28 protein-coding genes and 2 pseudogenes are annotated in these 26,027 nt (G+C 57.2%); 17 read left to right on the forward strand and 13 right to left on the reverse strand.

Going from position 1 to position 26,027, the window contains the following annotated elements; all coding sequences use genetic code 11:
- From Q8O73_RS10090 to Q8O73_RS10130, 9 genes and pseudogenes are all read left to right on the forward strand, one after another.
- Positions 1-230: pseudogene (locus Q8O73_RS10090) on the forward strand (ABC transporter ATP-binding protein); the annotation flags it as partial.
- 84 nt (positions 231-314) lie between these two features.
- Complete coding sequence (locus tag Q8O73_RS10095; RefSeq protein WP_305558033.1) at positions 315-611, forward strand: type II toxin-antitoxin system RelE/ParE family toxin; 297 nt, start codon at positions 315-317, stop codon at positions 609-611.
- Positions 612-619: 8 nt separating this feature from the next.
- Positions 620-922 (forward strand): HigA family addiction module antitoxin, encoded by a 303-nt coding sequence (locus tag Q8O73_RS10100; protein WP_305558034.1) that lies wholly within the window; start codon positions 620-622, stop codon positions 920-922.
- Positions 923-939: 17 nt separating this feature from the next.
- A complete protein-coding gene (locus tag Q8O73_RS10105; protein ID WP_305558035.1) occupies positions 940-1,500 on the forward strand; it encodes a hypothetical protein in 561 nt (186 codons plus the stop codon).
- An 88-nt stretch (positions 1,501-1,588) separates the two neighbouring features.
- Positions 1,589-2,227, forward strand: a complete 639-nt coding sequence (locus Q8O73_RS10110; protein ID WP_305558036.1) for a LysE family translocator — start codon at positions 1,589-1,591, stop codon at positions 2,225-2,227.
- A gap of 31 nt (positions 2,228-2,258) precedes the next feature.
- A complete protein-coding gene (locus tag Q8O73_RS10115) occupies positions 2,259-2,603 on the forward strand; it encodes a helix-turn-helix transcriptional regulator (protein WP_305558037.1) in 345 nt (114 codons plus the stop codon).
- Positions 2,603-3,058 carry an SRPBCC domain-containing protein gene (locus tag Q8O73_RS10120; protein ID WP_305558038.1) on the forward strand — a complete coding sequence of 152 codons (456 nt, stop codon included), beginning with the start codon at positions 2,603-2,605 and terminating at the stop codon, positions 3,056-3,058. Before Q8O73_RS10115 ends, Q8O73_RS10120 begins: the two co-directional genes overlap by 1 nt.
- 102 nt (positions 3,059-3,160) lie before the next feature.
- A complete protein-coding gene (locus Q8O73_RS10125; protein ID WP_305558039.1) occupies positions 3,161-4,777 on the forward strand; it encodes an MFS transporter in 1,617 nt (538 codons plus the stop codon).
- Positions 4,778-4,802: 25 nt separating this feature from the next.
- The gene (locus Q8O73_RS10130) at positions 4,803-5,531 is read left to right on the forward strand and encodes a thioredoxin family protein (RefSeq protein WP_305558040.1); all 729 of its coding nucleotides are present in this window, start codon (positions 4,803-4,805) and stop codon (positions 5,529-5,531) included.
- Between the two features lie 71 nt (positions 5,532-5,602).
- Here the strand turns inward: Q8O73_RS10130 and Q8O73_RS10135 are convergent, their stop codons facing one another.
- From Q8O73_RS10135 to Q8O73_RS10145, 3 genes and pseudogenes are all read right to left on the reverse strand, one after another.
- A complete protein-coding gene (locus tag Q8O73_RS10135) occupies positions 5,603-6,403 on the reverse strand; it encodes a MetQ/NlpA family ABC transporter substrate-binding protein (RefSeq protein WP_305558041.1) in 801 nt (266 codons plus the stop codon).
- A 44-nt stretch (positions 6,404-6,447) separates the two neighbouring features.
- Entirely contained in the window at positions 6,448-7,107 is a 660-nt protein-coding gene (locus Q8O73_RS10140; protein ID WP_305558042.1) for a methionine ABC transporter permease, read from the reverse strand.
- 66 nt (positions 7,108-7,173) lie between these two features.
- Positions 7,174-7,902, reverse strand: a pseudogene (locus tag Q8O73_RS10145) (methionine ABC transporter ATP-binding protein); the annotation flags it as partial.
- Positions 7,903-8,211: 309 nt separating this feature from the next.
- Here Q8O73_RS10145 and Q8O73_RS10150 point away from each other — a divergent pair.
- From Q8O73_RS10150 to Q8O73_RS10160, 3 genes are read left to right on the forward strand one after another with little or no spacing between them, the layout of a single operon-like run.
- Positions 8,212-9,048 carry a hypothetical protein gene (locus Q8O73_RS10150; protein WP_305558043.1) on the forward strand — a complete coding sequence of 279 codons (837 nt, stop codon included), beginning with the start codon at positions 8,212-8,214 and terminating at the stop codon, positions 9,046-9,048.
- A gap of 18 nt (positions 9,049-9,066) precedes the next feature.
- Positions 9,067-11,370 carry a protein-arginine deiminase family protein gene (locus Q8O73_RS10155; protein WP_305558044.1) on the forward strand — a complete coding sequence of 768 codons (2,304 nt, stop codon included), beginning with the start codon at positions 9,067-9,069 and terminating at the stop codon, positions 11,368-11,370.
- 30 nt (positions 11,371-11,400) lie between these two features.
- Complete coding sequence (locus Q8O73_RS10160; RefSeq protein ID WP_305558045.1) at positions 11,401-12,042, forward strand: hypothetical protein; 642 nt, start codon at positions 11,401-11,403, stop codon at positions 12,040-12,042.
- A 6-nt stretch (positions 12,043-12,048) separates the two neighbouring features.
- On the opposite strand, the gene Q8O73_RS10165 is transcribed toward Q8O73_RS10160, so the two are convergent.
- The 4 genes from Q8O73_RS10165 to vapB all read right to left on the reverse strand — a co-directional run bounded on the left by Q8O73_RS10165 (position 12,049) and on the right by vapB (position 14,805).
- Complete coding sequence (locus Q8O73_RS10165; RefSeq protein WP_305558046.1) at positions 12,049-12,504, reverse strand: DNA polymerase III subunit chi; 456 nt, start codon at positions 12,502-12,504, stop codon at positions 12,049-12,051.
- A gap of 76 nt (positions 12,505-12,580) precedes the next feature.
- Complete coding sequence (locus Q8O73_RS10170; RefSeq protein WP_305558047.1) at positions 12,581-14,050, reverse strand: leucyl aminopeptidase; 1,470 nt, start codon at positions 14,048-14,050, stop codon at positions 12,581-12,583.
- Between the two features lie 126 nt (positions 14,051-14,176).
- A complete protein-coding gene (vapC, locus tag Q8O73_RS10175; protein ID WP_305558048.1) occupies positions 14,177-14,575 on the reverse strand; it encodes a tRNA(fMet)-specific endonuclease VapC in 399 nt (132 codons plus the stop codon).
- Positions 14,575-14,805, reverse strand: coding sequence for a type II toxin-antitoxin system VapB family antitoxin (gene vapB, locus Q8O73_RS10180; RefSeq protein ID WP_305558049.1), 231 nt, complete (start codon positions 14,803-14,805; stop codon positions 14,575-14,577). The genes vapC and vapB overlap by 1 nt, the downstream gene beginning before the upstream one ends.
- 169 nt (positions 14,806-14,974) lie before the next feature.
- On the opposite strand from vapB, the gene Q8O73_RS10185 reads away from it, so the two are divergent.
- Positions 14,975-16,210 carry an NnrS family protein gene (locus Q8O73_RS10185; protein WP_305558050.1) on the forward strand — a complete coding sequence of 412 codons (1,236 nt, stop codon included), beginning with the start codon at positions 14,975-14,977 and terminating at the stop codon, positions 16,208-16,210.
- A 19-nt stretch (positions 16,211-16,229) separates the two neighbouring features.
- On the opposite strand, the gene Q8O73_RS10190 is transcribed toward Q8O73_RS10185, so the two are convergent.
- Together Q8O73_RS10190 and amrS are read right to left on the reverse strand one after the other, a co-directional pair.
- Positions 16,230-16,685: a GNAT family N-acetyltransferase gene (locus Q8O73_RS10190; protein ID WP_305558051.1), complete on the reverse strand. Its 456-nt coding sequence runs from the start codon at positions 16,683-16,685 to the stop codon at positions 16,230-16,232.
- A gap of 88 nt (positions 16,686-16,773) precedes the next feature.
- Entirely contained in the window at positions 16,774-17,868 is a 1,095-nt protein-coding gene (gene amrS / locus Q8O73_RS10195) for an AmmeMemoRadiSam system radical SAM enzyme (protein WP_305558052.1), read from the reverse strand.
- A gap of 86 nt (positions 17,869-17,954) precedes the next feature.
- Here amrS and amrB point away from each other — a divergent pair, with 86 nt between their 5' ends.
- Together amrB and cysQ are read left to right on the forward strand one after the other, a co-directional pair.
- On the forward strand, positions 17,955-19,373 hold the full coding sequence (gene amrB / locus Q8O73_RS10200; protein ID WP_305558053.1) for an AmmeMemoRadiSam system protein B: 1,419 nt from the start codon (positions 17,955-17,957) through the stop codon (positions 19,371-19,373).
- Positions 19,374-19,454: 81 nt separating this feature from the next.
- On the forward strand, positions 19,455-20,270 hold the full coding sequence (cysQ, locus tag Q8O73_RS10205; protein WP_305558054.1) for a 3'(2'),5'-bisphosphate nucleotidase CysQ: 816 nt from the start codon (positions 19,455-19,457) through the stop codon (positions 20,268-20,270).
- A gap of 296 nt (positions 20,271-20,566) precedes the next feature.
- Here the strand turns inward: cysQ and Q8O73_RS10210 are convergent, their stop codons facing one another.
- A complete protein-coding gene (locus tag Q8O73_RS10210) occupies positions 20,567-21,787 on the reverse strand; it encodes an MFS transporter (RefSeq protein ID WP_305558055.1) in 1,221 nt (406 codons plus the stop codon).
- 238 nt (positions 21,788-22,025) lie between these two features.
- Between Q8O73_RS10210 and Q8O73_RS10215 the strand changes: the two genes are divergently transcribed.
- Both Q8O73_RS10215 and Q8O73_RS10220 read left to right on the forward strand, forming a co-directional pair.
- The gene (locus tag Q8O73_RS10215) at positions 22,026-23,012 is read left to right on the forward strand and encodes an L-threonylcarbamoyladenylate synthase (protein WP_305558056.1); all 987 of its coding nucleotides are present in this window, start codon (positions 22,026-22,028) and stop codon (positions 23,010-23,012) included.
- Positions 23,013-23,042: 30 nt separating this feature from the next.
- Complete coding sequence (locus Q8O73_RS10220) at positions 23,043-24,461, forward strand: FAD-binding oxidoreductase (RefSeq protein ID WP_305558057.1); 1,419 nt, start codon at positions 23,043-23,045, stop codon at positions 24,459-24,461.
- Positions 24,462-24,528: 67 nt separating this feature from the next.
- Here Q8O73_RS10220 and Q8O73_RS10225 read toward each other — a convergent pair whose 3' ends face one another.
- The 3 genes from Q8O73_RS10225 to Q8O73_RS10235 are packed head-to-tail and all read right to left on the reverse strand — an operon-like array spanning position 24,529 to position 25,958.
- Positions 24,529-24,840 carry an acylphosphatase gene (locus Q8O73_RS10225; protein WP_371135072.1) on the reverse strand — a complete coding sequence of 104 codons (312 nt, stop codon included), beginning with the start codon at positions 24,838-24,840 and terminating at the stop codon, positions 24,529-24,531.
- A 13-nt stretch (positions 24,841-24,853) separates the two neighbouring features.
- Complete coding sequence (locus Q8O73_RS10230; RefSeq protein ID WP_305558058.1) at positions 24,854-25,231, reverse strand: DUF1244 domain-containing protein; 378 nt, start codon at positions 25,229-25,231, stop codon at positions 24,854-24,856.
- Positions 25,224-25,958, reverse strand: a complete 735-nt coding sequence (locus tag Q8O73_RS10235) for an HAD family hydrolase (protein ID WP_305558059.1) — start codon at positions 25,956-25,958, stop codon at positions 25,224-25,226. Before Q8O73_RS10235 ends, Q8O73_RS10230 begins: the two co-directional genes overlap by 8 nt.
- Positions 25,959-26,027: the final 69 nt, after the last annotated feature.

Raw genomic sequence — 26,027 nt, forward strand, 5'->3', positions numbered from 1 at the left:
CTGCCCCGCTGCGCCGGGCAGTGGAACAACTTGAAAAACAGATGGAAAAACTCTCGACCCGCAAAATGCAGATCGAGGCACATCTGGGCGACCCGGATATTTACGACGACAAAAACGCCCGCCTTCTGGCCGACATGCAAAAGGAACTGGGGCAGCTTAAATCCGACCTGACAAAAATCGAGGCCGACTGGATGGCCAGGCAGGAAGAATATGAGGCAATGGTAGCATAGCGGTATCAGGCGGAATTTACTCTTGTTTCTTGTTGCGCAAATGTACCGTTGAGTGGCACAGTGGGCTACGGCAGGAGATAATGCATGATCGGCATGTTTCGGGACAAATGGCTGGAAACTTTTTTTGTCCGCAACATAACCGACCGAAAAATTCCTGCCGATATCGCAGACCGTTTATTTCGCAAATTACAAATGGTTGACGACGCGACCTGTGACAGGGATTTACGCATTCCACCCAGCAATCACTTTGAAGCCCTGAAAGGCCGACTTGCCGGGTATCATTCCATCCGCATTAACCGTCAGTGGCGATTGATTTTTCGCTGGGATGATAAAAACAACGAAGCAACCGATATATATCTGGATAACCACGCTTACCGCTGAGGCCTGCCATGATCATGACAGAACGCAAACCCGTCAGTATCGGCGAAATGCTGGTGACGGAATTCATGGAACCAATGAATATCACGCAAACGGCGCTGGCCGATGCGATGGGTGTCCCGCGCAAACATGCCAATGAATTGTGCAACAATCGCCGTCGCATCACCGCCGATACAGCACTTATTCTCGCCCGCGTCTTTGGCAACAGTGCAGCATTCTGGATCAGTCTGCAAACCCGCAACGATCTATGGGAAGCCCTCAACACCCCCGAACGCCGTGAACGGATCGACCGCGCCCATCCGGTTGCGGCGTGATAGGGGATGGGCATGATATGAGCCGTTCCGATCTCCTTGCCATGTTGCCCCATATCGACCGCGCCCGCACTGCACAGGGTTTTCTGACAATCGCCGATATGCTGGCCCGGTTTGGGGCCGATAACGCCATTCCCGATCCGTTTTCGATCCTGATTTCCGACCATGTGCAGATCGGGCGCGATAATGTGTTTTATCCCGGCACGCTCCTTGCCGCGACCGACGGTGGCACCATCACCATTGGCGATGGGAATCAGTTTGGCGAGGGCGGCGTCACCATCCGGGCCACCGCAGGCCAACACATCAATATCGGCAACCATACCCGCCTGATGCGCGCTGCCGTCATTCTGGGCGACAGCACACTGGGCGATGGCAGTCAGGTTCTGGGGCCGATTCAGGCCGTCGCCATAACACTGGCCGCAGGCGGATCATGGCGCGATGCCGATGTTGCCGGGCGCGGTGCGGTTTTAAAAGGATTTGGCACCGCCCGCCAGATATCCGTGCCGCGCGGCATGGTGATCAACGGCAACGGCGGCCCTTTCAGCCCCGACATGATCGAACCGCAAACCAATTATCACTGACAGCATCCTGACATGAGCCTGTCAGGAGCGACCTGCTAGTTTGCATCACCGTACAACCGGTGCGGCGTCGCACATGCAGAGCACCCCCATGACATATGCCGAAAACCTTTGGCTGTTTTTCCTGTTGTTGTCGGGCATCATCATTGTGCCGGGCATGGACATGTTTTTTGTCATTGCCAATTCCCTGACCAATGGCAGGCGAGCCGGTTTGTCGGCCACCGCAGGGATCATGCTGGGCGGGGTGTATCATACGCTGCTGGGCGCTGTCGGGATCGGGGTTTTGCTGGCCATTGCACCGTGGCTTTTGAATGTCATGCTGTTTGCCGGGGCGACCTATATGGTCTGGATCGGCATCACCCTGATCAAAAGTGCAATCACAGTCGATCATATCGGGTCGGCACGCGCGGCGTCGCTTTGGGTGGCCTTTCGGCAGGGTGCCGTCACCTGCATGCTTAATCCCAAGGCCTATCTGTTTATTTTTGCGGTTTATCCGCAATTCATCCGCCCGCACTACGGGCCGTTATGGGCGCAGGCCCTGATCATGGGAATCCTGACTGCCGCAACCCAACTGGTGATTTACGGCGGGCTGGCCCTTGCCGCCGGGTCTGGCAAAAATTTTCTGACCGGCAGACCAGGTGCCACCATTCTGATCGGCAAAGCCGCCGGTTTCCTGTTTGTCGGGGTTGCCGTCATTACCGCATGGCAAGGCATGTCACTCTTTGATTGACACCATCACAATCCCCATGATACTTAACCATATGTTTAAGTATCAAAACGACGATCTGAACCACATTTTTGCAGCCCTTGCGGACCCGACCCGCCGGGCCCTGCTGGCCCGGCTGGAACAGCAAGACACGCTGTCGGTCAGCGAACTGGCACAGCCTTTTCCGGTGTCATTGCCTGCGGTGATGAAGCATCTGGATGTTTTGTCTGCTGCCGGTCTGGTCACACGCGAAAAAAGCGGGCGCACAGTACATGTCCGCCTGAACGCCGAACCGATGGAGCATGCGATGTCCTGGCTTGCCCGATATGAACGCTTCTGGACCCACAGCCTTGATCGCCTTGCCGCCCTGCTGGAAGACGAAACGCCAAAGGAGGATTGATGTTCGAGAAACCAAGCCTGATGCTGCGCCGCCGGATCAAGGCCCCGGTCGCAAAGGTCTATGCAGCCTGGACCGACCCGGCAAAACTCCTGAAATGGTGGGGGCCGGGCGATTGCGAAGCGATCAGCGCCAATGCCGATCCCTGTATTGGCGGGCAGTTCCGGATTGTGTTCAAGGAGCCGGGGCCGGAGGGCGAAATCCATGATGTCAGCGGCACCTATGACGATGTGGTGCCAAATGAAAAACTGTCATTCAGCTGGATGTGGCGGACGATGCCCGAACGGCAATCGCATGTCACCATCACCCTGCAAAGCGAGGAAGAAGGGCGCGTGACGGTTTTAACCCTGTATCACGAACAATTCTTTGATCAGAAGGCCTGTGACAGCCATCGCGATGGTTGGAGCAGCGCACTGGATAAACTCGAAACCTGTTGCGAGGACACCGACCCGGCATAGCCGGACACCACCGCCACCAGACTGCCTTTTGGTATTGACCTGAACCTTGGTTAAGGCTTCAGAACGGATAATTATTCTCAAAAAAAGACGGAAACCCAGGATATGAGCCCCACAAACCAAACACCCCATCCCGCCGAACACGGCAAAGCCACCAGACGCGAATGGATCGGCCTGCTGGTTCTGGCCCTGCCGTGCCTTCTGATCGCCATGGACATGACGGTCCTGCATCTGGCCGTGCCGCATCTGACCGCCGCCCTGAATCCGACCAGCGACCAGTTGCTGTGGATTGTCGATATTTACGGATTTCTGATTGCCGGGTGCCTGATCACCATGGGCACGCTGGGCGACCGCATCGGGCGGCGCAAACTGCTGATGACCGGTGCGGCGGCCTTTGGCATTGCCTCCACCCTTGCCGCCTTTGCCCCGACGGCGGAAATGCTGATTGTGGCGCGTGCTGCCCTTGGCATTGCCGGGGCGACCCTCATGCCTTCTACCCTGTCATTGATCCGCAGCATGTTTCACGATGAAAACGAACGCACCTTTGCCATTGCCGCATGGATGACGACCTTTATGGTCGGCACCGCTGCCGGGCCGCTTTTGGGCGGGGTGGTGTTGAATTATTTCTGGTGGGGCGCTGTATTCCTGATCAATGTGCCGGTGATGGTACTGTTGTTGCTGGCCGGACCGTTCCTGTTGCCCGAACATCGCGATGACAATCCCGGACGGCTGGACCTGTTCAGTGCTGCCTTGTCGCTGGCCTCGATACTGGCGATCATTTATGGCGTCAAGATCACGGCGGCCTATGGATTTGGCGGCACCGCGCTGGCCTCCATTGTGCTCGGCGTTCTGGGGGCTGTTGTGTTTTTGAAACGGCAACGCAAACTGGCCGATCCGTTGCTGGATTTATCGCTGTTTGCCAATCGCGCCATTTCCGTGCCGATCATCGTCCAGACATTGGCGATTTTTACCGGCATGGCATTTTTCCTGTTCATGGCCCAGCATTTGCAACTGGTCAGCGGACTGACTCCGATCATGGCAGGCGTCTGGATGTTGCCCGCCACGGTTTCGGGTATTGTCGGATCGCTCAGCGCCCCCGCACTGGTCGCCCGCATCCGCCCGGCCTTTGTCATTGCCGGGGCATCAATGATTGCCTTTGTCGGTTTTGCCCTTCTGGCCGTGCCGGGCGGGTCGATTTCGCTGATCACCCTGATTGTCGGTGCAACCCTGTTTTCACTGGGTATCAGTCCGGTCGCCATGTTGTGCACCGATATGGTGGTAACAGCCGCCCCGCCTGCCCGTGCCGGTTCGGCTGCCGCCCTGTCGGAAACCAGTGCCGAGCTGGGCGGTGCATTGGGTATTGCCATTCTGGGCAGTATTGGCACCGCACTTTATCGTACCGCCATGATGGATAGCGTCCCGGCACATATCCCCGCCGATCTGGCCGAAACCATCCGCAGCACCCTGGGCGGGGCCGCCGCCGCATCGGCACAATTGCCCGCACCGCTGGGGGATGATCTGCTGGATCTTGCCCGTCTGGCCTTTACCGATGGCATGCAGGTTGTGGCGGCACTTTGCGCGATTTTGATGCTGGTGGCGGCCATCGCCGCCATTGTCACTTTGCACCATTTCCGCCGCACCGATGATACCCAAACCACCGATGACGTGCCTGCGCCTGAAACGGCCATCGGGGCGGTATGCGCCCCGGGCCGTGTGGATTAACCAACCCGAAACAAGGAGACGCCTGATGCAACGCCCTGACATCGTTTCCCGCGAAGAATGGCTGGAAGCCCGCAAAGCACATCTGATCCGGGAAAAGGAGCATGTGCGCGCCCATGACCGACTGTGCGAGGAACGCCGCAGCCTGCCCTGGGTCAAAATCGACAAGGACTATGTCTTTGACACACCCGACGGCAAAAAAACGCTGGCCGATCTGTTTGACGGTCGCAGCCAGTTGATCGTCTATCACTTTATGTTCGGCCCGGACTGGAAAGAAGGTTGTGTGGGCTGTTCCTTTCTGGCCGACCATTTTGACGGCGCGAATTTGCACCTGCAACATCATGATGTGACGCTGGTGGCGGTATCGCGTGCGCCACTGGCAGAATTTCTGCCTTTCAAAAAACGGATGGGCTGGGATTTTCCGTGGGTATCTTCCGCCGGAAGCGATTTCAACTATGACTTCCATGCCTCTTTCCGCCCCGAAGACATCATGGCAGGCAAGGCCGTTTACAATTACGCGCCCTATACCGGCAAAATGGAAGATTTGCACGGCGAAAGCGTTTTCATCCGCGATGCCGACACCGGCGAGATTTTCCACACCTATTCCAGCTATGCCCGCGCCGGTGATAGCCTGATTGGTGCCCATGCCTTTCTGGATATGACCCCGCTGGGCCGTAACGAGGATGGCGTCATGAATTGGGTCAAACTGCATGATCAGTATGAACCCGACATGCCGCTCAAGGCCTGCTGCCACTAACCTTGCCCGGAAACGAAAAACGCCCGCGCAGCCTTTGGCACGCGGGCGTTTTTATTTAACAATCGACCGGGTTATTCCGTAATTTTAAAGACCGGCAGGACCGAACCTTCATATTTGGTTTCGATGAAATCGCGGATTGCGTCATCGTGATAGGATTCCACCAGCGTCTTGACCCACGGCGCATCCTTGTCCTGGGTGCGGGTGACGATGACATTGGCATAGGGGCTGTCATTGCCTTCGATCACAATCGAATCCTTGATCGGGTTCAGACCGGCTTCCAGCGCATAATTGGTATTGATCGCCGATGCATCCAGATCTGCAAGCGAACGCGGAAGCTGTGCCGCATCCAGTTCGACGAATTTGATATTTTTCGGGTTTTCAATGATATCAAGCGGGCTGACGACAAGACCGACTTCCGGGTCAACCTTGATCAGGCCCTGCGTCTGCAATACCAGCAACGCCCGACCACCATTGGTCGGATCATTCGGAATGCCGATCTGCGCCCCGTCGGTTAGTTCATCCAGACTTTTGATCTTGTCGGAATAAATGCCCATCGGGGTGAGGATGTTATAACCCACAATCGCAAGGTCATAACCGCGATCCCGGATCTGGTTGTCCAGATAGGGCTTGTGCTGAAAACTGTTGGCCTGAAGGTCGCCATCATCCAGCGCCTGATTGGGAATGACATAATCCGAAAAGCTGATGATTTCGATATCAAGGCCCTTGGTCGCGGCAACCTTGACGACTTCTTCCATCACTTCTTCATGGGCGCCCGGGGTCACGCCGATCTTGATTTTTTCGTTCGCCAGCGCCTGACCGGTCAGGGCCGCGGTCAGAACGGCAGCCGCCGTCAGTTTAAACAGAAACCGCATGATAAAGCTCCTTTGCTTTGGGGTTTTGCGGGAATGTGAAATCGTCAAATATTGCGTTTGTCGGCCTTGCGGGCCAAAAGATCGCCCGATGTCTGCACCATCTGCACCAGCACAATCAGGGTAATCACCACCGCTCCCATCACATCGGGGCGGAACCGCTGATAACCATAACGAATGCCCAGATCGCCCAGACCACCGGCCCCCACCGCGCCGACCATCGCCGAATAACCGATCAGGGTAACGGCGGTCAGGGTCAGGCCATGAATGATGCCCGGCAGGGCTTCGGGTAGCAGAACCTTGGTCACCACCTGCATCGGACGCGCCCCCATCGCCTGGGCGGCCTCGACCAGCCCGCCATCCACCTCGCGCACCGCCCCTTCGATAATGCGGGCAATGAACGGAATGGCGGCCACAGTCAAAGGCACAATCGCCGCCGACGTGCCGATCGATGTTCCCACCACCATCCGGGTAAAGGGAATGATCGCCACCGCCAGAATGATAAAGGGAACAGACCGGGTGGCATTGACAATCGGGCCGATGGTTTTTTGAAAAATCAGCGATTCAAACAATTCACCGCGTCCCGACGTCGCCAGAAAAACGCCCAGCGGCAGGCCAAATGACGTGCCGATCACAAGGGCAGCGGCAACCATATAAAGGGTTTCAAGGGTGGCCTGAAACAGGATCGGCGCAAGGGTTGCAAACATGGCTCAGGCTCCCTCAACCGGATTTGACACGGGATGGGCGGGCCGGAAATCAAGAAATTCATCGGCCAGCAAGGATTGCGTGGTGGCGTGTTTCGGATCGCTGAAAATCGCGTCAACACTGCCTTCTTCGACAATCTGACCGCCATCCATCACCGCCACCCGGTCGCATAATTGTTTGACCACCGCCATTTCGTGGGTAATCACCACCATGGTCAGGCCAAGGCGTTTGTTGATATCACGCAACAGCGACAGGATTTGCCGGGTGGTTTCGGGGTCAAGTGCCGATGTCACTTCGTCGCACAGCACAACCTTCGGGTTGCTTGACAGTGCGCGCGCAATGCCGACCCGCTGTTTCTGCCCGCCCGACAATTCGGCAGGATAGCGGTCGCGTTTGTCTTCCAGCCCGACCAGCGGCAATAACGGATCAACGGCGGCGGCAATGTCGGCCTTGCTGGCCCCGGCCAGTTCAAGCGGCAGGGCGATATTGTCATAAACCGTGCGCGACGACAGCAGATTGAAATGCTGAAACACCATACCCAACTGGCGGCGAAACAGCGGCAAATCGCGTTTGGACAAAGCCGTTACATCGACACCATTGACGATCACCGCCCCCGATGTCGGCACTTCCAGCAAATTGATGCAGCGGATCAGGGTGGATTTACCCGCCCCCGAACGGCCGATAACACCGACAATTTCCCCGGCGGCCACGTCCAGATTGATGCCGCGCAGCGCTACATGCGCCGGGCTGCCCCGACGGGCGGGATAGGTTTTGTGGATCTCCGAGAGCCGGATCATCGCCCCCTCCTTCCGAACATAAAAAAACCGTCACGGCAATTCCGAGACGGTTGTGCAGAAAGAAGGCACGCCCACTCGCTTTAGCCGTATTTATTGCGCGCCCGCAAGCTGAGGAGCAAATCGGCGCGTTTGGTCTGACAGATATAAGCAGGTCCTTTTCCAACTGACAACCCAAAATCCCATGCAATTTACGCATGGCTTGCATGATACAGGAATCAATCACACATATTTTTAGTTAAACACCATCGTCACATTTGCACCCCGCCACCGTCTTGTTCGCAGACAGTCAGTCAACCGACAGGATATTTTATGGGCACGGCGGACAGGATCAGCGATCTGGCACGAACATTGGGCCAGTTTCCCACAGACGTCACCATCACCGGCAATAGCATAGCCATCCGGACCAGCAGCCAGTTGGCAACCCTGAACCAGACCATCAGCAGTCTTGAAAATGTCGCCGCCGAAGGCGATGCCGCCCTTGCCGCCGGATATTGCGCCACCGCCCCCACCCTGTCCGGCCGCCTGACCAGTGCCGCCGGGCAAACCACCGGATTGCTGACCGCCTTTGCCGCACAGGATGCCGAACGGCTGAAATCGCTCAGCATCATGAGCAAACAAAAATTTGACGCCGCCGCCAGCGCCCGGCTGGAAGCCGAAAAACGTTTCGCCAGCGAGGCGCAAACCGCCCTGCAAGCCGAGGCGGCGCAGGTCGGAAATTTGCCAATATCGGCCCCGAAACCGGATCCAGTTCCCAAGCCGGACCAGAAACCGGACCCGATCCCTGTGCCGCCCCCGCCAACACCCCAAAGCGTCATTCCCGGCCTGCCCGGTTATTTACGCACCACAATTCCGGCCGATGTCGCCCGATATGACGAGGATCAACTGGCCGCACTGGCGACACAGGCCGGCAAGGACGCCATCACATTGGGGGCAAAAACCGGCGATGCGGTGATCAATTATGCCACCGTCCGTTTCATGTGCGGCCCCGATGTTTTTGGCAGCAACCCGGCCTTTAAATGGGCCAGCGACATTCTGGGCAACACAGCAGCAGGTAGCATCGATGACCGGCTGGCGATCCTGCGCAATGCCGCCACCGCCCGCCAGACATGGGATGCCCTTATGACCGAAACCGCCCCTCAGACCTGATCCGCAGCGGAGACATTCATGCCCGATTACACCGTCACCCTGACCGCCCCCGCCGGGAATTACCCGTTCAATCAGGTGCGCGTTGTTTTGACGAATGGCGTCGCCCCCCAGGAAACCACACTGATTTTTGGCCCCGGCAATCTGACCCGAACCCATATTTTTCCGGTCGCCAACGGTAATTGGGATTTAAAGGTCACAGGGGCCGGATTTGTGCCGATTGATCAGGCTGCCATCAATATCAACGCCGATGCCACCAACGCCCAGGATCTGGACGTGATCTGGTACACCCTGCACACGGACCGCAACCGCGATGGCAATCTTGATGATGCCGGGGCGCTTAATCAGGTTACCCCCGCCGCCATCACCTATGGCGTGGCCGGGGTTGGTGCCATTATCCCGGTCAATTGCAATCGCGACGGCAACAATACTGCCGTCGGTTATGCCGACAATCAGGATCAGCGCGTCAATGGCAATAACGATCTTGTCAGCGGCACCGCCCGCCTTGAAATCCGCCGCAATGCACTGGGCCCCAATGCCGCGGCACCCGCCGTTCCTGCCGGATGGGATTTGCAGCTTCAGGTTTTCAGGACGGTTGGCGACAATCCCGCCAGACAACATATCCGCATCCTTGATGGCGTTTTAAACAACAGTGCGGAAATCATCGGCCCGGAAACCACCGATAGTGCGGCGGTTACAACTGGAACCGTTGGCGCATCCAAACTGTTTGCCATCGAAGCCGTAAGATTTGCCGGAAATGGCTTTGCCAACGGTGATGCCCGCATCGAACTTGACGTGATCCAGCCGGAAATCACCGGCCCGGCAACCCGTACTTACTGGTATAGTGATCGCATCGTTGCGGCACGCTGGGTCGGCAATCATCATTTGCAAGAAAGCAGTGACCTGTTCGTTGCGCAAACTGCCGGAAATTTGAATTTTCGGAATGCACTGGGCGTCTCGGCTGCAGCCAGCAATCCCGGAATCAATATAACAACAGGTAATCCGGCAACCGCCAACCGCGTCAATATTCGCTATCTCCATAACAATGCATGGGCAAATGACGGAACAGTAGTTCCTGGAGACGATCGCTGGATGCGCGATACCATCGTGTCGGGTTACAGTTCATGGCCGGGTAATGGTGGCGGCATACAAACCAAAAATGTCTTCGTCAAAACCCATCGCTGGAGACCTTTGCAAAACTGGGTTTTTGAAACCCTGCACAGTGCTGGAAATGGCATCACATACCCCGCAGCAGGCAGTGCCGATGACGTTACATCCGCCAATTCCGGCGGGAATATATCATTGACCCCGCCTGTCAAGACCCCGGCACTGGCGGCAGTGGCCCGAAATTACCCGCTGGGCCGGGTTTATTACGGTCATAATTTTTACCACCGCGTAGACCAAAGCACGCGAAATTTTCTGGCGAGTCAGGTGATGCAACGCCCCATCATCCTCGATACTGACTGGCTGGAAGTCGGACATGTTGATGAAATGATGACTTTCATCCCCGATCTCAATCCTGCCGACCCCTACAAAAAATGGAAACTGGTGGTCGCCAGCCCTGCCGAGGCCTATCAGATCATGACCGCCAATCAGGGGGCGCATGGTGCCGCAAGGATTTTGAACCGGACGGAATGGAACGTTGTCACCAACAGTTTTGATTATGCAAGCCTCCAGATCGACGCCACCGATGTTGGCGCAACCCTCAATGATTTTCTGGGTAATGGCCAGGCACCGCTCGACAATCCAAGAACAGGCGGCCCCTACACCTATCAACAGTTACGCGACTGGAACATCAACGGGGTGGAAGCCGTCATTACCCGCAATGTCAACATCCTGAAAAATGCCTTTGATCTGCTTGACACGGACATCATCAAAGCCCCGGTAATTTTCATTCCCGGTAGAAACCTTGTCGGAAATGCCCTTTTCGCCAGTAAAATCGACGCAGGTGCCGGGTTTGACAACGGCTTCAACGTCTTTCCCGGCAAACGGGGCGGTTTCCAATGCGGGGCATTAACCGGCGACATGCCGAACATGTTTGTCGGCAATGAACGCCTGATGATCCCCAAACCGTTTGGCCCGTGGATTGAAGACAATACCGATGCTGTCCATCACGGCTATGATCTGTTTGAACGCGACCTGTTCCAGAAAATCGCCGCCATTCATCATGGTCCGGTCTGCGATTTCATTGATGACTGGGATGATTATCACGTTGCGCTTGGTGAAATTCATTGCGGCACCAATGAAATCCGCACGCCCTATGATGGCGCAACCGCATTTGGCAATATACGCTATGCCAACTGGTGGACGGCTGTTGATGCCTGATTTCACCGCACATGACATGGGAGGCTCCCGATGAGCGCACAAAGCGACTATCAACAGGCCCTGAAAGATATCGCAGCCCTTGCAACGCAGGCAGCCACCCGCGTCACCGGCTGCCCCAGCCCGATGGCCGTCAACCAGATTTTCCGCCAATATGGCGGCACCATTGCCGCCCCGATGATCGACGACCTCAAGGCCGGATCATGGAAAAAGCAGGAAAGCTGGATGATCGGCGGCATGATTGATTATCTGTCATCCTATGGCACATCAGCCGCCGTCGCACCCTTGCGCGAGATTGAGCAGAACTATCCGGTTACGGATATTCAAACTCAGGCAAAAGCACTGGCCGATTTGCTGGCCACCCTTGATGTTGCTGTCTCCGAAGCCAAACAAATTCCGCAGGTTCAGGATGCAATCAAAGGCGGCAACCCCGCCCAAATGGCCCGCGCCATGTTGCTGGCGCTGGCACAGATTGATCCGGACTGGCCGCTGCGGGCATCGGACATTCAGTCAAAACTGTTTGCCCTGTCCGCAGACAGTTTCCCCGCCCTTAATGAAATGGCGGCGGGAAAGCTCAGCGAGAATGACGTCACCCTCGCCCTTGTCGGGATTTTATTTGAGGATCTGAAAGACAGTGGTGGTGGCAGTAGTGGCAGCACACCGCCAGCGCCGTAAAAAAGATCAACTCTCCGCCTTCTTCTCCCACGCCCCTTGCGGGGTTTGCTGCCAGTAAGACAGTTTGTGGCCCGCCTCTCTCCAGTCTTTCCAACGGGTACGGGCATCAGAAACGGCATCGTGATCACGGTCGTCAAACAGCATGATCACCCGTTCATAATCGGCAATCTTCTCGCTGATGGCGCGGTCGGTCAGGAACAGAAACTGCGCGCCATTGGGGTTTTCATCCTCCGCTGTCAGCCACACCGGCTGCATTTCGGCATCGCCATCTTCCTTGCTGCCATGTGGTAACCAGCTTGCGGAATCATAGGTCCATAGCAGGGTATTGAGCGCCTCGATCCGTTCGGGCGATCCGGCCATCACCACCGCACGCTTTTCCCGCTCCAGCGTTTTGGACAGCAGGGCCGGAAGCGCACGTTCCAGCGGCAGGCCGGTCAGATGATAAAACCAGATATCGGTCATCGCAGTGTCATAATATCCCAAGGCAATCAGAACAACCGGGGCAAGGCACCCTTGCCCTGCCCCGATGCCATTATGATCAGATTTCGTAATTATCGGCAACAAAACGGTCCAGCAACCGCACGCCGTAACCGGTGCCGCCCTTTGGCGTTACCTCGCTATCCTTTGCCGACCATGCCATGGCGGCAATATCAAGATGCGCCCACGGACGATCCTTGGTGATAAAGCGTTTGAGGAACTGTGCCGCCGTGATCGAACCCGCCGGACGCCCGCCAACATTTTTCATATCGGCAATATCGGATTTGATCTGATCGTCATAGGCCTTGCCCAACGGCAGGCGCCACACGGTTTCATTCACCGACAACCCGGCCGTGGTGATTTGCGTTGCCAGTTCGTCATTATTGGAAAACAGCCCGGCATTTTCATGGCCCAGCGCAATAATGATTGCCCCGGTCAGGGTCGCCAGATCGACAATCAGGCGCGGATCATAGGTTTCCTGAACATAGGTCAGGGCATCGCACAAAACCAGACGGCCTTCGGCATCGGTATTGATCACTTCAATCGTCTGGCCCGACATCGATGTCACCACATCGCCCGGACGTTGTGCGGTGGAAGACGGCATGTTTTCAACAAGGCCGATGACGCCAACCACATTGCAATTGGCCTTGCGCCCGGCCAATGCCTTCATCAGGCCCGATACCACACCGGCCCCGCCCATATCCCATTTCATGTCTTCCATGCCAGCGGCCGGTTTGATGGAAATGCCGCCGGTATCAAAGGTCACGCCCTTGCCGACAAAGGCCACCGGCGCATCTTTCTTCTTGCCACCGTTCCAGCGCATGACAACCATATAGGGTTTGCGCGCCGATCCCATGGCAACGCCCAAAAGCGCCCCCATGCCCAGTTTTTTCATATCCTTTTCATCTAGGACTTCAATTTCGACACCCAGTTTTTCAAGGGCGGAAACTTCTTTCACAAAACTTTCGGGATAAAGGATATTGGCCGGTTCCGACACCAGATCACGGGTAAAAAACACACCATCAATGACTTTTTTGGCGGTTTCAAACTGCTTTTTGGCGTCCTTGTGCTGCCGGGTGGCGATTGCCAATGATTTCAGCGACGGTTTGTCGTCCTTGGTTTCCGTTGTACGGTATTTATCAAAACGATAATCGCGCAAGGTGGCACCCGTCGCGAAATCACAGGCCAGATCATCCATATCAAACAGAACAGTCACGTCCTTTTCGCCGGTAGCAAGGGAGCGCACGGCGACATTCCCGCCCAGTTTCTGGGCGGCGATCACGTCAAACTCGGCTTCCTTGCCAATCCCGCACAAAATGATGCGCGACAATTCAACATTGGCGGGCGATAGGATTTCCAGGCTTTGCCCCGCCTTGCCCTTGAAGGTCGATGCCTTGATGGCGCGGGCAACCGCCCCGCCGGTGGCTTCGTCCAGCGCCACGGCACTGGGCATCAGATCACCGCCCTCGGTGGCAAAGACAACAACCGCGCCGGTGGCCGGAATGGCGAGATCGGAAAACGAGATCTTCATGGTCAAAAGGGCTCCTGTTATGGTTCGGATCGCACGGCATCAGGCCCGCGCACAAAAATGCTGCCCCTAATCTAGCGCGTTCAATGGCGAAGAAAAGGCTTATTGCTCAAAAAGGTGGTGAACGTTTCAAATCCAGTTATCCGTCAAAAGCCCCTTGACCCTCTCAAACTCTTTAAGGTTGTTGGTCACAAGGGTCAGGCCCCGACTGCGGGCATGACCGGCAATCATCATGTCATAAGGGCCTATCACGGTGCCCCGACGCTCAAGGTCAACCCGGATATCCCCATAATGCCCTGCGGCAACCGGATCAAAATCCAGAACACTCAGCCGTGCGGCAAAACTTTCAACAATCTGTAAATTGTGCTCCGGCCTTGCCGATTTCATCACGCCATAGTGCAGTTCCGCTAGCGTAACCGATGAAATGCACAAAGTTCCACTATGGCGGTTAAACCGTTCACGAACCACTTCGGGCCGGTTTTTGATCACATAAATACAGATATTGGTATCAAGCATAAAGCGCAGCACTAAAAGGACTCCCGCACCTGCATCCCGGGCTGCGAGTACGTCTCCATGAAATCATCCGACACTGCCGGACCGTCAAAAAAACTGTCCCACAGCCGATCCGCTGGCGTGATCAGGCGGGCATCACCCAACGCAATCACTTCGACAGTTTTCACCCCGTCAGGCAATGCCACATCCTTGGGCAAACGGATCGCCTGGGTCTTGTTATTCAGAAAAACCGACGCTTGGGTCATGAGGTCCTCCTTGCTTGCTGTTTGTCCTGCTCACAGATTATCCCCGACATAAGTATATGTCAATTGTATATACAATCAAACCAACTACCCGCAAATTGTCCAAAATCAATCCGCTCCATCGCAAAGGCGCTATTGTGAACCATTCCAATCTGTTTTTACGGTGCCCGTCATGAATGCCAAAGCTTCGCCGATTTTGATAACCGAACCCGCCCGCCCGCCACATCCCTTCTGGAGCGGGGCCTTTCGCCCGCTGTTTTTGCTGGCGGGGATTCTTGCGATTGTCGGCGTTGTGTGGTGGGTGGCCGGAATGGCGCATGGCCTGCCAACACCGACAATGGGCAGTGGCGCATGGTGGCATGGTCATGAAATGATTTTCGGGTTTGGCGGGGCGGCGATTGGCGGGTTTTTATTGACCGCGATTGCCAACTGGACAGGCCGCCCGCCGATTGCGGGGCGGCTTTTGATGGTTCTGACCGCAACATGGCTGATTGCCCGCCTTGCTGCGGGTTTCGCCGACCACCTGCCGCTTGTCCTTATTCTGATCGGGGGACTTGGCTATTTCATCACCCTGATGGCGATTGCCGGGCGGGAACTGATACAGGGGCGCAATCATCGCAATCTGGTTATTCTGGGCCTTATTGGCCTGATCACCCTGATGGACGGGCTTTTTATCGTCAGCACCCTTGGCGCAATCACGCTGGACCCGATGGTGATTTACCAAACCGCCATTCTTGTCATTGTGCTGCTGATCGGTTTGATTGGCGGGCGGATCATCCCGGCCTTTACCCGCAACTGGATGCAGCGCGACGGGATGATGCATCTGCCGATGCCGGTGATGTTCAACAAATTCGATGGCGTCTGCCTTGCCGTCCTGACAATTGCGATTGCCCTCAACCTGTTTGATCCCACCCGCCAGATTGCCGGAATTGCCTTGCTGCTGGCGGGGGTTTTGCATGTGATCCGCATGGCGCGATGGCGCGGGATTTACACCTGGCGCGATCCGCTGGTGGCGATTTTGCATCTGGCTTATCTGTGGGTGCCGGTCGGTTTGATCGTGCTGGGCATTGCCATGCTGGCTCCTGATGTGATGGCGGCACGCGATGCGCTGCATGGCCTGACCGGCGGGGCGATGGCCTGCATGATTCTGGCGATTGGCGGGCGGGCAGCCCTTGGTCATACCGGGCGCGATTTGCGCGCCAGCCCGGCTTTGCTGATTGCGTTTGGCGCGATCTGGATCGGCACGGTGCTGCGCCTGCTGGTCGGGATCAGCACCGATTATTATATGGTGATTCTGGCGGCGGCCACGCTTTTGTGGATTGGTGGCTGGATCGCCTTTCTGATCGGCTATGCCCCGGTGCTGTGGGGTCCGGCCCGGCAAAAATCACGCGGCATTCCGGTCCGGTAAACCGGACCGGAATAAGAAATCAGAATGAAAAACCGGCAGGATCGGATTTGATATATTCGGTCTTGCCCTTATCCGCATCCCCCGTGTGGTGCCAGCCCATATGCTGGTAAAATCCGTGGGCGCGAATGCGCGGATTGGCATCGGTGGTCAGGGAAATATCCGCACATCCCTGATCAAACAACCATGTTTCCGCCACCGTCAACAAGGCCGCCCCGACCCCGCGCCCTTCAAAACGCGGATCGACGAATAACGCCCAGATCGTGGCCTCTTTGGGCCAGGCAATGGCGAAACCTGCCACCACCTGATCGATTTCCGCCACCCAGATGCCCTTGCCTTCGGCCAGCCAGCCGGGAAAAGCCTGTTTGGTGATGCCACGCGCCGTCAATTCAGCAGGCGACAGATAATTTTCGCGCACCGACAGGCGAATGTCGAAAATCGCATCGACATCGCCCGGTAACGCCTGACGGATGATCATGATATTGCGGTTCCAGCCTTGCCTGTATCCTGGCGCCTCTACTTATGCACGATCCTATCCGGACTTGCGCCAGCAAGACAGCCAAATTTCATGCCGGGGCCGCAATAAGGCGCACCGGTTGACGCCGTGATCCCCATGTGCCGGGCTGCGCGGCAAACACTCCCGCGCAAGGGGTGCCGCACCGGGTGCAATGACCCTGCGCATCCAGGTTCCAGTCCGACAATTCATACCAGTCGCGCCCGATCAGGATCTGCCCGCAACCATGACACCATGTACTGGCATGCGCCTTGTCATGCACATTGCCGACATAGACATACCGCAACCCGTTGCGCATCGCGATATCGCGCGCCCGGATCAGGGTTTGCACCGGCGTGCGCGGATGATCCATCATTTTCCAGTCGGGATGAAAGGCGGTGAAATGCATCGGCACATCGGGGCCCAGATGGCGCATGATCCATTGCGTCATCTCGTCAAATTCCAGGTCGCTGTCATTTTCACCGGGAATCACCAGATTGGTCAGTTCGAACCACACCCCGGTTTCCTGTTTCAGATACAGGATGGTATCAAGAATTTCTGCAAGGCGGGCCGAACATAATTTACGGTAAAATTCATCGCTAAACCCCTTAAGGTCCACATTCGCCGCATCCATATGGCGGAAAAATTCCACACGGGCCTCTGCCCCGATATAACCCGCCGTCACCGCAATGGTCCGAAGCCCCACCTTATGACAGGCCTTCGCCACATCCACCGCATATTCCAGAAAAATCACCGGATCGTTATAGGTAAAGGCCACAGCACGGCATCCATGTGCCAACGCGGTTTGCGCAATCATATCGGGGGTGGCAAGGCTGCCCAGCAAATCCATTTCCCGCGCCTTGGAAATCTCGTAATTCTGGCAAAACTTGCAGGTCAGATTGCACCCCGCCGTGCCAAAGGATAAAACCGGGGTACCCGGCAGAAAATGATTGAGCGGTTTTTTCTCCACCGGATCAATGCAAAACCCCGATGACCGGCCCCAGGTGGTCAGAACAATCTGATCCCCCTCCCGCGCCCGGACAAAGCACAGGCCCCGCTGCCCGTCCTGCAATTTGCAAAACCGAGGACAAACATCGCATTGAATCCGGCCATCATCCAAAACATGCCAGTAACGACCGGGAACAGTCTGGCGCAAGGCGGGAAACATGGCGCAATCCTATTTGCAGCAGCCTGTTTTAAAATCTACACCCACGCGTTATGATTTGCAAAGCAACCGCCACCGGAACCGCCATAATGATCACCCGCCCGCCCGCCATTGCCGGAACATTCTATCCCGCCGATGCGGATGAACTGGCCCGTCAGATTAACGGATTGCTGGCACAGGCCCGCGTGGCACCATCACCACCCGGCAAAGATTCCCCGCCCAAGGCCATCATCGTTCCCCATGCCGGGTTGATGTTTTCCGGTGCCATCGCCGCCGATGGCTTTGCCACCGTGGCCGGGTTGTGCGATCGGGTAAAACGCATCGTGATTATCGGCCCGGCGCATCGCATGGCGTTTCAGGGGATGGCCGTCGCCACCGCCGATACCTTTGCCACCCCGCTCGGCCCGCTTGCGGTGGATATGGATGCCATTCAAACCGCCCTGACCCTGCCATCAGTGCAAATACTCGATGCTGCGCATAGGGATGAACACGGGCTGGAAATTGAATTGCCGTTTATCCAGCGCCTGTTGGGCGATGTTAAAATTGTGCCCGTCCTGGTCAGCCGTTGCGCGCCCCGCCATGTTTTTGATCTGATCGAAAAACTGTGGGGCGGGTCGGAAACCCTGATCGTCATTTCATCGGATTTGTCGCATTTTTACGATGATGCCACGGCACGGCACAAGGATGCCCGCACCCGCGATCTGATCATGGCATTTGATACCAAAAATCTTGGCCCCGATGATGCCTGCGGTGCCCTACCCATCGCCGGATTGTTGCTGTCGGCCCGCAAACGCGCCATGACGGTTACAACCCTGTCGATGGGAAATTCCGGCAACGCATCCGGGGATACATCCCGCGTGGTGGGCTATGGCGCATGGGCGTTTTACGAGGATGATTTTATCACCCGCACCGAAGATATTTTGCACCGGCATGGTGCGGAAATCCTCACACTGGCCTGCAGCTCGATCCGGCATGGCCTGACACACGGACACGCCTTCAAGCCCGATCTTGCCACCCTGCCCGAAGCCTTGCAAAAAGACGGGGCCAGTTTCGTCACCCTGAAAAAATCAGGTGATTTGCGCGGCTGTATCGGGTCGCTTGCCGCCCATCGCCCCTTGGCCGAAGATATCTGTCTGAATGCCTTCAAGGCGGCGTTTCACGATCCGCGCTTTCCGGCTATTGCCGCCGATGAACTGGATGTCTGCCTTGACATATCGGTGTCGGTCCTGTCCCCTGCCGCCGATTTTCCCTTTGACAATCAGGCCGATCTGATCACCCGCATGACACCGTTTGAAGACGGTCTGATCCTGACCGAAGGATCGCGGCGCGGCCTGTTCCTGCCGCAAGTCTGGGAACAATTACCCAATCCTGCCGATTTTCTGGCACAGCTGAAACGCAAGGCGGGATTGCCGGTGGATTACGGGTCCGATACCCTGCGCATTCAGCGATTTGTCACACGCGGCATCAACAGCACCGATCTATTTCCCAATGGCAAGATATGGCGTTGACGCCGCCATTCGGTCTGGACGAAACCGGCAAAATCTCATAGGTCATACCCACCTGCAATTTCCGCAACAAGCGAGAATGCCATGACAACCGCCCTGCCCGCCGATGCCAAAGCCCTTGAAAACGGCCTGATTGAAATTGCCCGCAAGGCCGGGGCGGCGATCATGGACATTTACCAAACCGATTTTGACGTGCGCGCCAAAAATGATGCATCCCCGGTCACCGCCGCCGATGATGCGGCCGAGGCGATCATCCTGCCCGGTCTGCGCGGACTGACCCCCGATGTTAAAATCGTGTCGGAGGAAAGTGTCAGTGCCGGAAACATTCCCGATGTTAATGGCGACACCGATTTTTACTGGCTGGTGGACCCGCTCGACGGGACCAAGGAATTCATCCGCCGCAATGGCGAATTTACCGTCAATATCGCCCTGATTGCGCGGGGCGTGCCGGTTCTGGGCGTGGTTTATGCGCCGGTTCTGGGCAAATTGTATTATGGCGGGCCGGACGGCGCCAAACTGATCGAAGGCGATCCTGCCCCGACAACCCGCCCCATCACTGTGCGCAAAATGCCCGACGACGGGATTGTTGTGGTCGGGTCGCGCTCGCACGGTGATGCCGATGCCCTTAACGCATTTCTGGGCGATCTTCCGGTCCGTGAAATCCGCCCGGCGGGCAGTTCGTTGAAACTGTGTCTGGTTGCCGAAGGGGTGGCGGATTTGTATCCGCGCCTTGGCCCGACGATGGAATGGGATATCGGGGCCGGTCATGCCGTTCTGGCCGCCGCAGGCGGCATTGTCGAAAATCTCGATGGCACGCCTTTCATCTATGGCAAGACCGGATTCGGCAACCCGTTTTTCATCGCCCGCAGCCCCTCGGTGCCGGTGCGCCATCAGGGTTGATTTTTCGCGCCCGCAATGCCCGGCCCGGATTAAACAATCCCGTCAGTTGCTTGTCCGCCCTGCATTGCGGCATCGGGTTTCCTACCCCTGATTTCCGGCAAAAAATCCGCAGAAATATTGACTTTCACGGGATTTCAGCATAGGGTCATTTCATCGCCACACAGAGTGTAGGTGACGTACATAGCCACCGGAAAACGGTGACGCGGCCCGGTATCACCGCCGCGGGGCGATACCGGACTAGAGCGTAAAAAAAGAGCCGCCATTTTGTATGGCGGCTCACGCTGTTGGGGCGGTATTCAAGCCCGCATTTTCAAATATTTCAGCATCACAACCGCCCCGCCACCCAGCACAAGTGCCAAAACCGGCAAGACCGCATTTCCGGCGATTGCCAGCAAGGCCGTGCCTGCCATCGGCCCGATGATTGCGCCCAGCGTATAGGATTGCGCCACCACCACCAAAAGGGCGGGGTCAAAGCCCGCGGCCCCCGGTTGCCGTCGGGCCGCGGCCAACAACACCGCCGCCGTATACAGCCCGGCCACCGCCGCCCCGATCATGAATTGCACCCCGGTGGCAATCCCGCCATACCCCGCCAACCCGACCGGCACCGCACACAACAGAATCACCCCCAGACACATCACCACCAACCCGCGCCCGCCAAACCGGTCCGACACATGGCCCAGAACCGGCTGGCACAAGGTCCCGCCCAGTGCAAACACCGCTGCCAGCCACAATCCGGCATCGGCCAGCCCCAGATCGCGCTGCGCCAACAACGGCAACAATGCCAGAAAACAGATTTCCAGAAACCCGGCGACAAAGGCGATGACCACCAGATCGGCATTGCCGCGCCAGCGTTGCCGGGCACGATGCCATCCCTGCCAGAAACGCGACAACCCCGCCGCGATGTCACCCTCGCGCACCGCCATCTGCAAACGCGGAAAAAGCAACGCACACAGCATCGGCACCAAAGCCGACACAACCGCAAACCCCGCCATAGCAACGGCATCATCGCCCAGCCACGACACCATCACCGGACCCAACGCAATGCCCAACCCCATCAGGGTTTCATGAATACCAACCGCCAGCCCGACCCCGCTTTTCGGGGCCAGTTGCACAATCAGCCCGTCACAAACGGCCCAGCGCAAGATCAGTCCAAACCCGCCCAAAAGCGCCAGAACGGCCGTCACCATTCCCCCGGCCCCGAATGCCAGCCCGATCAACAGCGCACAGGATGTCAGCCCGCTGATCAATAACAACCAAAAGGGATGAAACCGCCGGATCAGGGACGGGGCGGCAAACCCGCCCAGCAACACCGCCAGCCAGTACAGCGCCAGCATCAACCCCCCGGCCCTTTCCGACAGGCCGATATCGGTCATCGCCAGCGGGATCAGCGCATCCATCACGCCAATCTGCACAATCTGCGCAACAAAGGACGCCAGATTGACCAGAACCAGCGCAACAATAATCTGCTTGCGCGATGTGGGCGACAAGGCTGGTTTGGGGATTGGTGTCGAAATCATCACTGCCCTCCTTGCGGCGCATCGCACCGTTCGGGGGCCTGACGTGGGTGTTAACCGGCAGGCCGAACATACAGACAGCAGACTTTGGCACGCACCACGCACAAACCATCCGGTTCTTTCTGCCGCGCATGCAGTCTATCGTGCTGCCGCGCATGCGACAACCTGCTTGATGCTTGTCTTTCTGCCTCATCATCGCTAGGTATTTCAGGATGTTGATTTTTCTGGTGGTGAAGCATTCATGTCCCCGGCTCTGACCATTCGTCCCTATTCCGAAGGCGCGCTGGCCCAGGCCGCGGCGAAATTGCGGGCGGGTGAACTGGTCGCGTTTCCGACCGAAACGGTTTATGGTCTGGGGGCGGACGCCACCAGCGACGATGCCGTGGCCGGTATTTTTGCCGCCAAGCAACGCCCGTCCTTCAATCCACTGATCAGCCATTTCCCCGACCGCGATGCCGCCGCCAGACATGCGGTGTTTGATGATCGCGCCGACAAGCTGGCCAATGTTTTTTGGCCCGGTGCCCTGACGCTTGTTCTGCCCAAACGGGCAGACAGCCCGATTTCGCATCTGACGACGGCGGGCCTGCCCAGCATTGCGGTCCGCGTCCCCGCCCATGATATGGCGCGGGCCTTGTTACGTGCCGCCGACCGGCCCATTGCCGCCCCCTCGGCCAATCGGTCCGGCCGGATCAGCCCGACCACCGCCGCCCATGTCGCGGCATCCCTTGGCGATGCGATTGGCATGATACTGGATGGCGGGCCGTGCGGGGTTGGCCTTGAAAGCACGGTGGTCGATCTGACCACCGACCGGGTGATTTTGCTGCGTCCCGGCGGCATTACCGCCGATCAGATTGCCGCTGTTCTGGGGTGTGACGTCATTCTTGCACAAAGTGATGATGACGCCCCGAAATCGCCGGGCATGCTGACCAGCCATTATGCGCCGGGTCTGCCGGTGCGCCTCAATGCCACCACCCCACAAAAAAATGAAATCCTGCTGGCCTTTGGCCAAGATTGCGTCACCAAGGGTTTTGACGACGTTCTATGGCTCAGCAAAACCGGTGATGACCGCGAAGCCGCCGCCAATCTGTTTGCCCTGTTGCATCAGGCTGATCAAACCCGATTTGCCGCCATCGCCATTGCGCCGATCCCCGATAAAGGCCTTGGCGTTGCGATCAATGACCGCCTGAAACGCGCCAGCGCCCCAAGATCAGCAACCGCCGAAAGTTAACACCGTCCACACCAATAAACGGGACCCTTGATGACCACCCTGCCCGCCGATTTGATTGCCCGTTTGCAAGAGGTGCTTGGCCCCAAGGGCTGGAGCATGGCGGATGATGTTCTGGCCCGTCACAATGCCGAGGCCCGCCATAAATTTAGCGGCGCAGCGTCCCTCATCCTGTTTCCCGCCAGCACCGATGAAGTCGCCCGATGCGCGGCCCTGTGTCATCAGGCCGGTGTCGCCCTTGTGCCGCAAGGCGGCAATACCGGGCGCTGTGGCGGGGCGGTTGCCGGTGAAAACGCCATCCTGATCAATCTGGCGCGGATGAATGCGGTCATCATTGATGATCTGGATTTTTCAGCAACGGTCGAGGCCGGATGTCTTTTGCAAAACCTGCAAGACGCCGCCGTCCGCCATGATTTATTGTTTCCGCTTGCCCTTGGGGCGCAAGGTTCCTGCCAGATTGGCGGTAATCTGGCGACCAATGCCGGCGGATTGAATGTCATTCGTTATGGCACCATGCGCGATCTGGTACTGGGGCTGGAGGTTGTTCTGGCCGATGGCACAATCTGGAACGGCCTGTCAAAATTGCGCAAGGATAATACCGGCTATGATCTGCGCCATTTGTTTGTCGGGGCCGAAGGCACGCTGGGCATTATCACGCGGGCGACATTAAAACTGTTTCCGCGCCCGCGTCATATCGCCACCGCCTGGTGCGCGGTGAATGACCCGCAGGCCGCACTTGATCTTCTGGCCCGCGCCCGGCGCGACAGTGGCGATACCATTGCCGCGTTCGAGCTGATCAGCCGCTTTGCCCATGATCTGTGCATCGCGCATCTGCCGGGCTGCACCGCCCCGCTGGCGCAAACATCGGACTGGTATGTGATGATCGAATTATCATCCTCCCGCCCGGTGGATGACCTCACAGCCCTGCTTGAAACCCTGTTGAATGATGCCATGACAGACGGCACGGTTCAGGATGCCGTCCTTGCTCAATCCGAAACACAACGGGCGCATTTATGGGCGATCCGCGAAGGCATTCCCGTGGCCCAGACACTGGAAGGCGGCAGCATCAAACATGATGTATCGGTGCCGGTTTCCGCCATCCCCGCCCTGATCGAACGCGGTATTGCCGCGGCACACATGCTGATCCCCGGTATCCGCCCCTGCCCGTTTGGCCATGTCGGCGATGGCAATATCCATTTCAATTTCAGCCAGCCGCCCGGCATGACAAAACCTGATTTTCTGGCCCGATGGGATGATCTCAACCGCGCCATTCACGACATCGTTGTCGATCTGGGCGGATCGATCAGCGCCGAACACGGCATTGGACTGCTAAAGGTCGATGAACTGGCCCATTATGCCGATCCGGCGAAACTGAAATTGCTGCATGCGATCAAGGCTGCGATTGACCCGGAAAACCGCATGAATCCCGGCAAAATCATCCGCAATCCATAGACACTTGCAATGTTCCAAATTTTGGAATGTTCTTTCCTTGCGGAACAGAGGTGCTGCTTGCCCCTCATCACACCGTCGGGCGTTTTTCAAACCCGGCAAAGGCTCCGTCGTCTGCCGTCGATTCCTGATGCACGCGCAAAACCTTTGCCAATGGCGGCCCGTCGTGACAGGCCGTGATCATGGATTGCACACAATCCACCGGCCCGCAAAACACCGCCTCGACCGAACCATCCGACCGGTTGCGCACCCAGCCGCCCAGGCCGTGTTTTTGCGCCTGTTCCACCGTCCAGGCCCGAAACCACACGCCCTGCACCTTGCCTTCGATGCGGACATGAACGGCGATTCTGCCCTTGTCTGTGGCGGTTTCCGGACCCGGCACCAGAACCTCCTGCCTATTTCGCACCGGGGATGACGGCGTGCAGGTGGGTGGTTTCGGCATAAATCCGTTTCTGCTCATCACTGGCATCACGTTGATGGCGGTCTTTCCAGTCGTCATAGGTCATGCCATAAACCACTTCGCGCGCACCGTCATAATCCAGATCGACCCCGTGTTGCCGGGCGGCCGCCAGATACCATTTCGCCAGACAATTGCGGCAAAACCCGGCCAGATTCATCAAATCAATATTTTGCACATCGGTCCGGTTTTGCAAATGCGCCACCAGCCCGCGAAAGGCGGCGGCTTCCAGTTCGGTGCGGGTTTGCGCGTCCAGCCCTTTGGGGGCAGCAATGGCGTCAATCGCCGGAATATTCGATCCTGCACAATCAGACATGTTCAAGTTTTCCTGTGGCGACACTGCGTTCCAGATCGGCGATCAGCCGCGGCACATCGGCAATGCCCGGTGCCTCGCAAAACAGATCATTGTCGATTTCAATCTGATCGACCATTTCATGAATCCAGGTGATTTCATAAGGGATGTGGATCGCCCCGCCCCCGCAGTCAAGCACCGGCAGGATATCGGATTTCATCGAATTGCCGATCATCACGCATTCATTGGCCTGAACGCCATAGCGGCCAAAAATATTGCGATAGGTCAGGCAATCCTTTTCCGAAACGATCTCGATCCCGTCAAACTGGCTTTCAAGGCCGGACCTGTCGATTTTAAGTTGCTGGGCAATCAGATCGCCCTTGGTGATCAGCACCACCTTGCGGTCCGGATCGGCGGCAAACTGTCTGACCACCTCGGCGGCACCGTCAATCAGGCGGGTCGGGGCACGCAACATCTGCTTGCCCAGTTCGGCCAGTTCGTGAATGTCTTTGGCGGTGATTTTCTGTTCCGACAATTCAATGGCGGTTTCAATCATCGACAGGGCAAAACCGGTCACGCCATAACCGTAAATCGACAAATTCGCCAGTTCCGCCTGATACAGGCGTTCGTCAACCTTTTCAGGGGCAACATAATGGCCCAACATTTCGCGAAGCCGGATATGCGCCTCACGAAACAGCGGCTCGTTATGCCACAGGGTATCGTCGCCATCAAAAGCAATCAGTTTGAACATCCGCACTCTCGTCTCGTTTCTTGTATCGGCCTGTTTGCCATTTTGCCGGGCCGCCGACCATAAGGCAGC

It is taken from the genome of Thalassospira sp. (genome assembly GCF_030690045.1).
Lineage (GTDB): Bacteria > Pseudomonadota > Alphaproteobacteria > Rhodospirillales > Thalassospiraceae > Thalassospira.

Bases quoted from the DNA above. Each gene is read 5' to 3' on its own strand.
- Q8O73_RS10095 (WP_305558033.1), top strand. From the start codon at position 315: ATGATCGGCATGTTTCGGGACAAATGGCTGGAAACTTTTTTTGTCCGC.
- Q8O73_RS10100 (WP_305558034.1), top strand. From the start codon at position 620: ATGATCATGACAGAACGCAAACCCGTCAGTATCGGCGAAATGCTGGTG.
- Q8O73_RS10105 (WP_305558035.1), top strand. From the start codon at position 940: ATGAGCCGTTCCGATCTCCTTGCCATGTTGCCCCATATCGACCGCGCC.
- Q8O73_RS10110 (WP_305558036.1), top strand. From the start codon at position 1,589: ATGACATATGCCGAAAACCTTTGGCTGTTTTTCCTGTTGTTGTCGGGC.
- Q8O73_RS10115 (WP_305558037.1), top strand. From the start codon at position 2,259: ATGTTTAAGTATCAAAACGACGATCTGAACCACATTTTTGCAGCCCTT.
- Q8O73_RS10120 (WP_305558038.1), top strand. From the start codon at position 2,603: ATGTTCGAGAAACCAAGCCTGATGCTGCGCCGCCGGATCAAGGCCCCG.
- Q8O73_RS10125 (WP_305558039.1), top strand. From the start codon at position 3,161: ATGAGCCCCACAAACCAAACACCCCATCCCGCCGAACACGGCAAAGCC.
- Q8O73_RS10130 (WP_305558040.1), top strand. From the start codon at position 4,803: ATGCAACGCCCTGACATCGTTTCCCGCGAAGAATGGCTGGAAGCCCGC.
- Q8O73_RS10135 (WP_305558041.1), bottom strand. From the start codon at position 6,403: ATGCGGTTTCTGTTTAAACTGACGGCGGCTGCCGTTCTGACCGCGGCC.
- Q8O73_RS10140 (WP_305558042.1), bottom strand. From the start codon at position 7,107: ATGTTTGCAACCCTTGCGCCGATCCTGTTTCAGGCCACCCTTGAAACC.
- Q8O73_RS10150 (WP_305558043.1), top strand. From the start codon at position 8,212: ATGGGCACGGCGGACAGGATCAGCGATCTGGCACGAACATTGGGCCAG.
- Q8O73_RS10155 (WP_305558044.1), top strand. From the start codon at position 9,067: ATGCCCGATTACACCGTCACCCTGACCGCCCCCGCCGGGAATTACCCG.
- Q8O73_RS10160 (WP_305558045.1), top strand. From the start codon at position 11,401: ATGAGCGCACAAAGCGACTATCAACAGGCCCTGAAAGATATCGCAGCC.
- Q8O73_RS10165 (WP_305558046.1), bottom strand. From the start codon at position 12,504: ATGACCGATATCTGGTTTTATCATCTGACCGGCCTGCCGCTGGAACGT.
- Q8O73_RS10170 (WP_305558047.1), bottom strand. From the start codon at position 14,050: ATGAAGATCTCGTTTTCCGATCTCGCCATTCCGGCCACCGGCGCGGTT.
- vapB (WP_305558049.1), bottom strand. From the start codon at position 14,805: ATGACCCAAGCGTCGGTTTTTCTGAATAACAAGACCCAGGCGATCCGT.
- Q8O73_RS10185 (WP_305558050.1), top strand. From the start codon at position 14,975: ATGAATGCCAAAGCTTCGCCGATTTTGATAACCGAACCCGCCCGCCCG.
- Q8O73_RS10190 (WP_305558051.1), bottom strand. From the start codon at position 16,685: ATGATCATCCGTCAGGCGTTACCGGGCGATGTCGATGCGATTTTCGAC.
- amrS (WP_305558052.1), bottom strand. From the start codon at position 17,868: ATGTTTCCCGCCTTGCGCCAGACTGTTCCCGGTCGTTACTGGCATGTT.
- amrB (WP_305558053.1), top strand. From the start codon at position 17,955: ATGATCACCCGCCCGCCCGCCATTGCCGGAACATTCTATCCCGCCGAT.
- cysQ (WP_305558054.1), top strand. From the start codon at position 19,455: ATGACAACCGCCCTGCCCGCCGATGCCAAAGCCCTTGAAAACGGCCTG.
- Q8O73_RS10210 (WP_305558055.1), bottom strand. From the start codon at position 21,787: ATGATTTCGACACCAATCCCCAAACCAGCCTTGTCGCCCACATCGCGC.
- Q8O73_RS10215 (WP_305558056.1), top strand. From the start codon at position 22,026: ATGTCCCCGGCTCTGACCATTCGTCCCTATTCCGAAGGCGCGCTGGCC.
- Q8O73_RS10220 (WP_305558057.1), top strand. From the start codon at position 23,043: ATGACCACCCTGCCCGCCGATTTGATTGCCCGTTTGCAAGAGGTGCTT.
- Q8O73_RS10230 (WP_305558058.1), bottom strand. From the start codon at position 25,231: ATGTCTGATTGTGCAGGATCGAATATTCCGGCGATTGACGCCATTGCT.
- Q8O73_RS10235 (WP_305558059.1), bottom strand. From the start codon at position 25,958: ATGTTCAAACTGATTGCTTTTGATGGCGACGATACCCTGTGGCATAAC.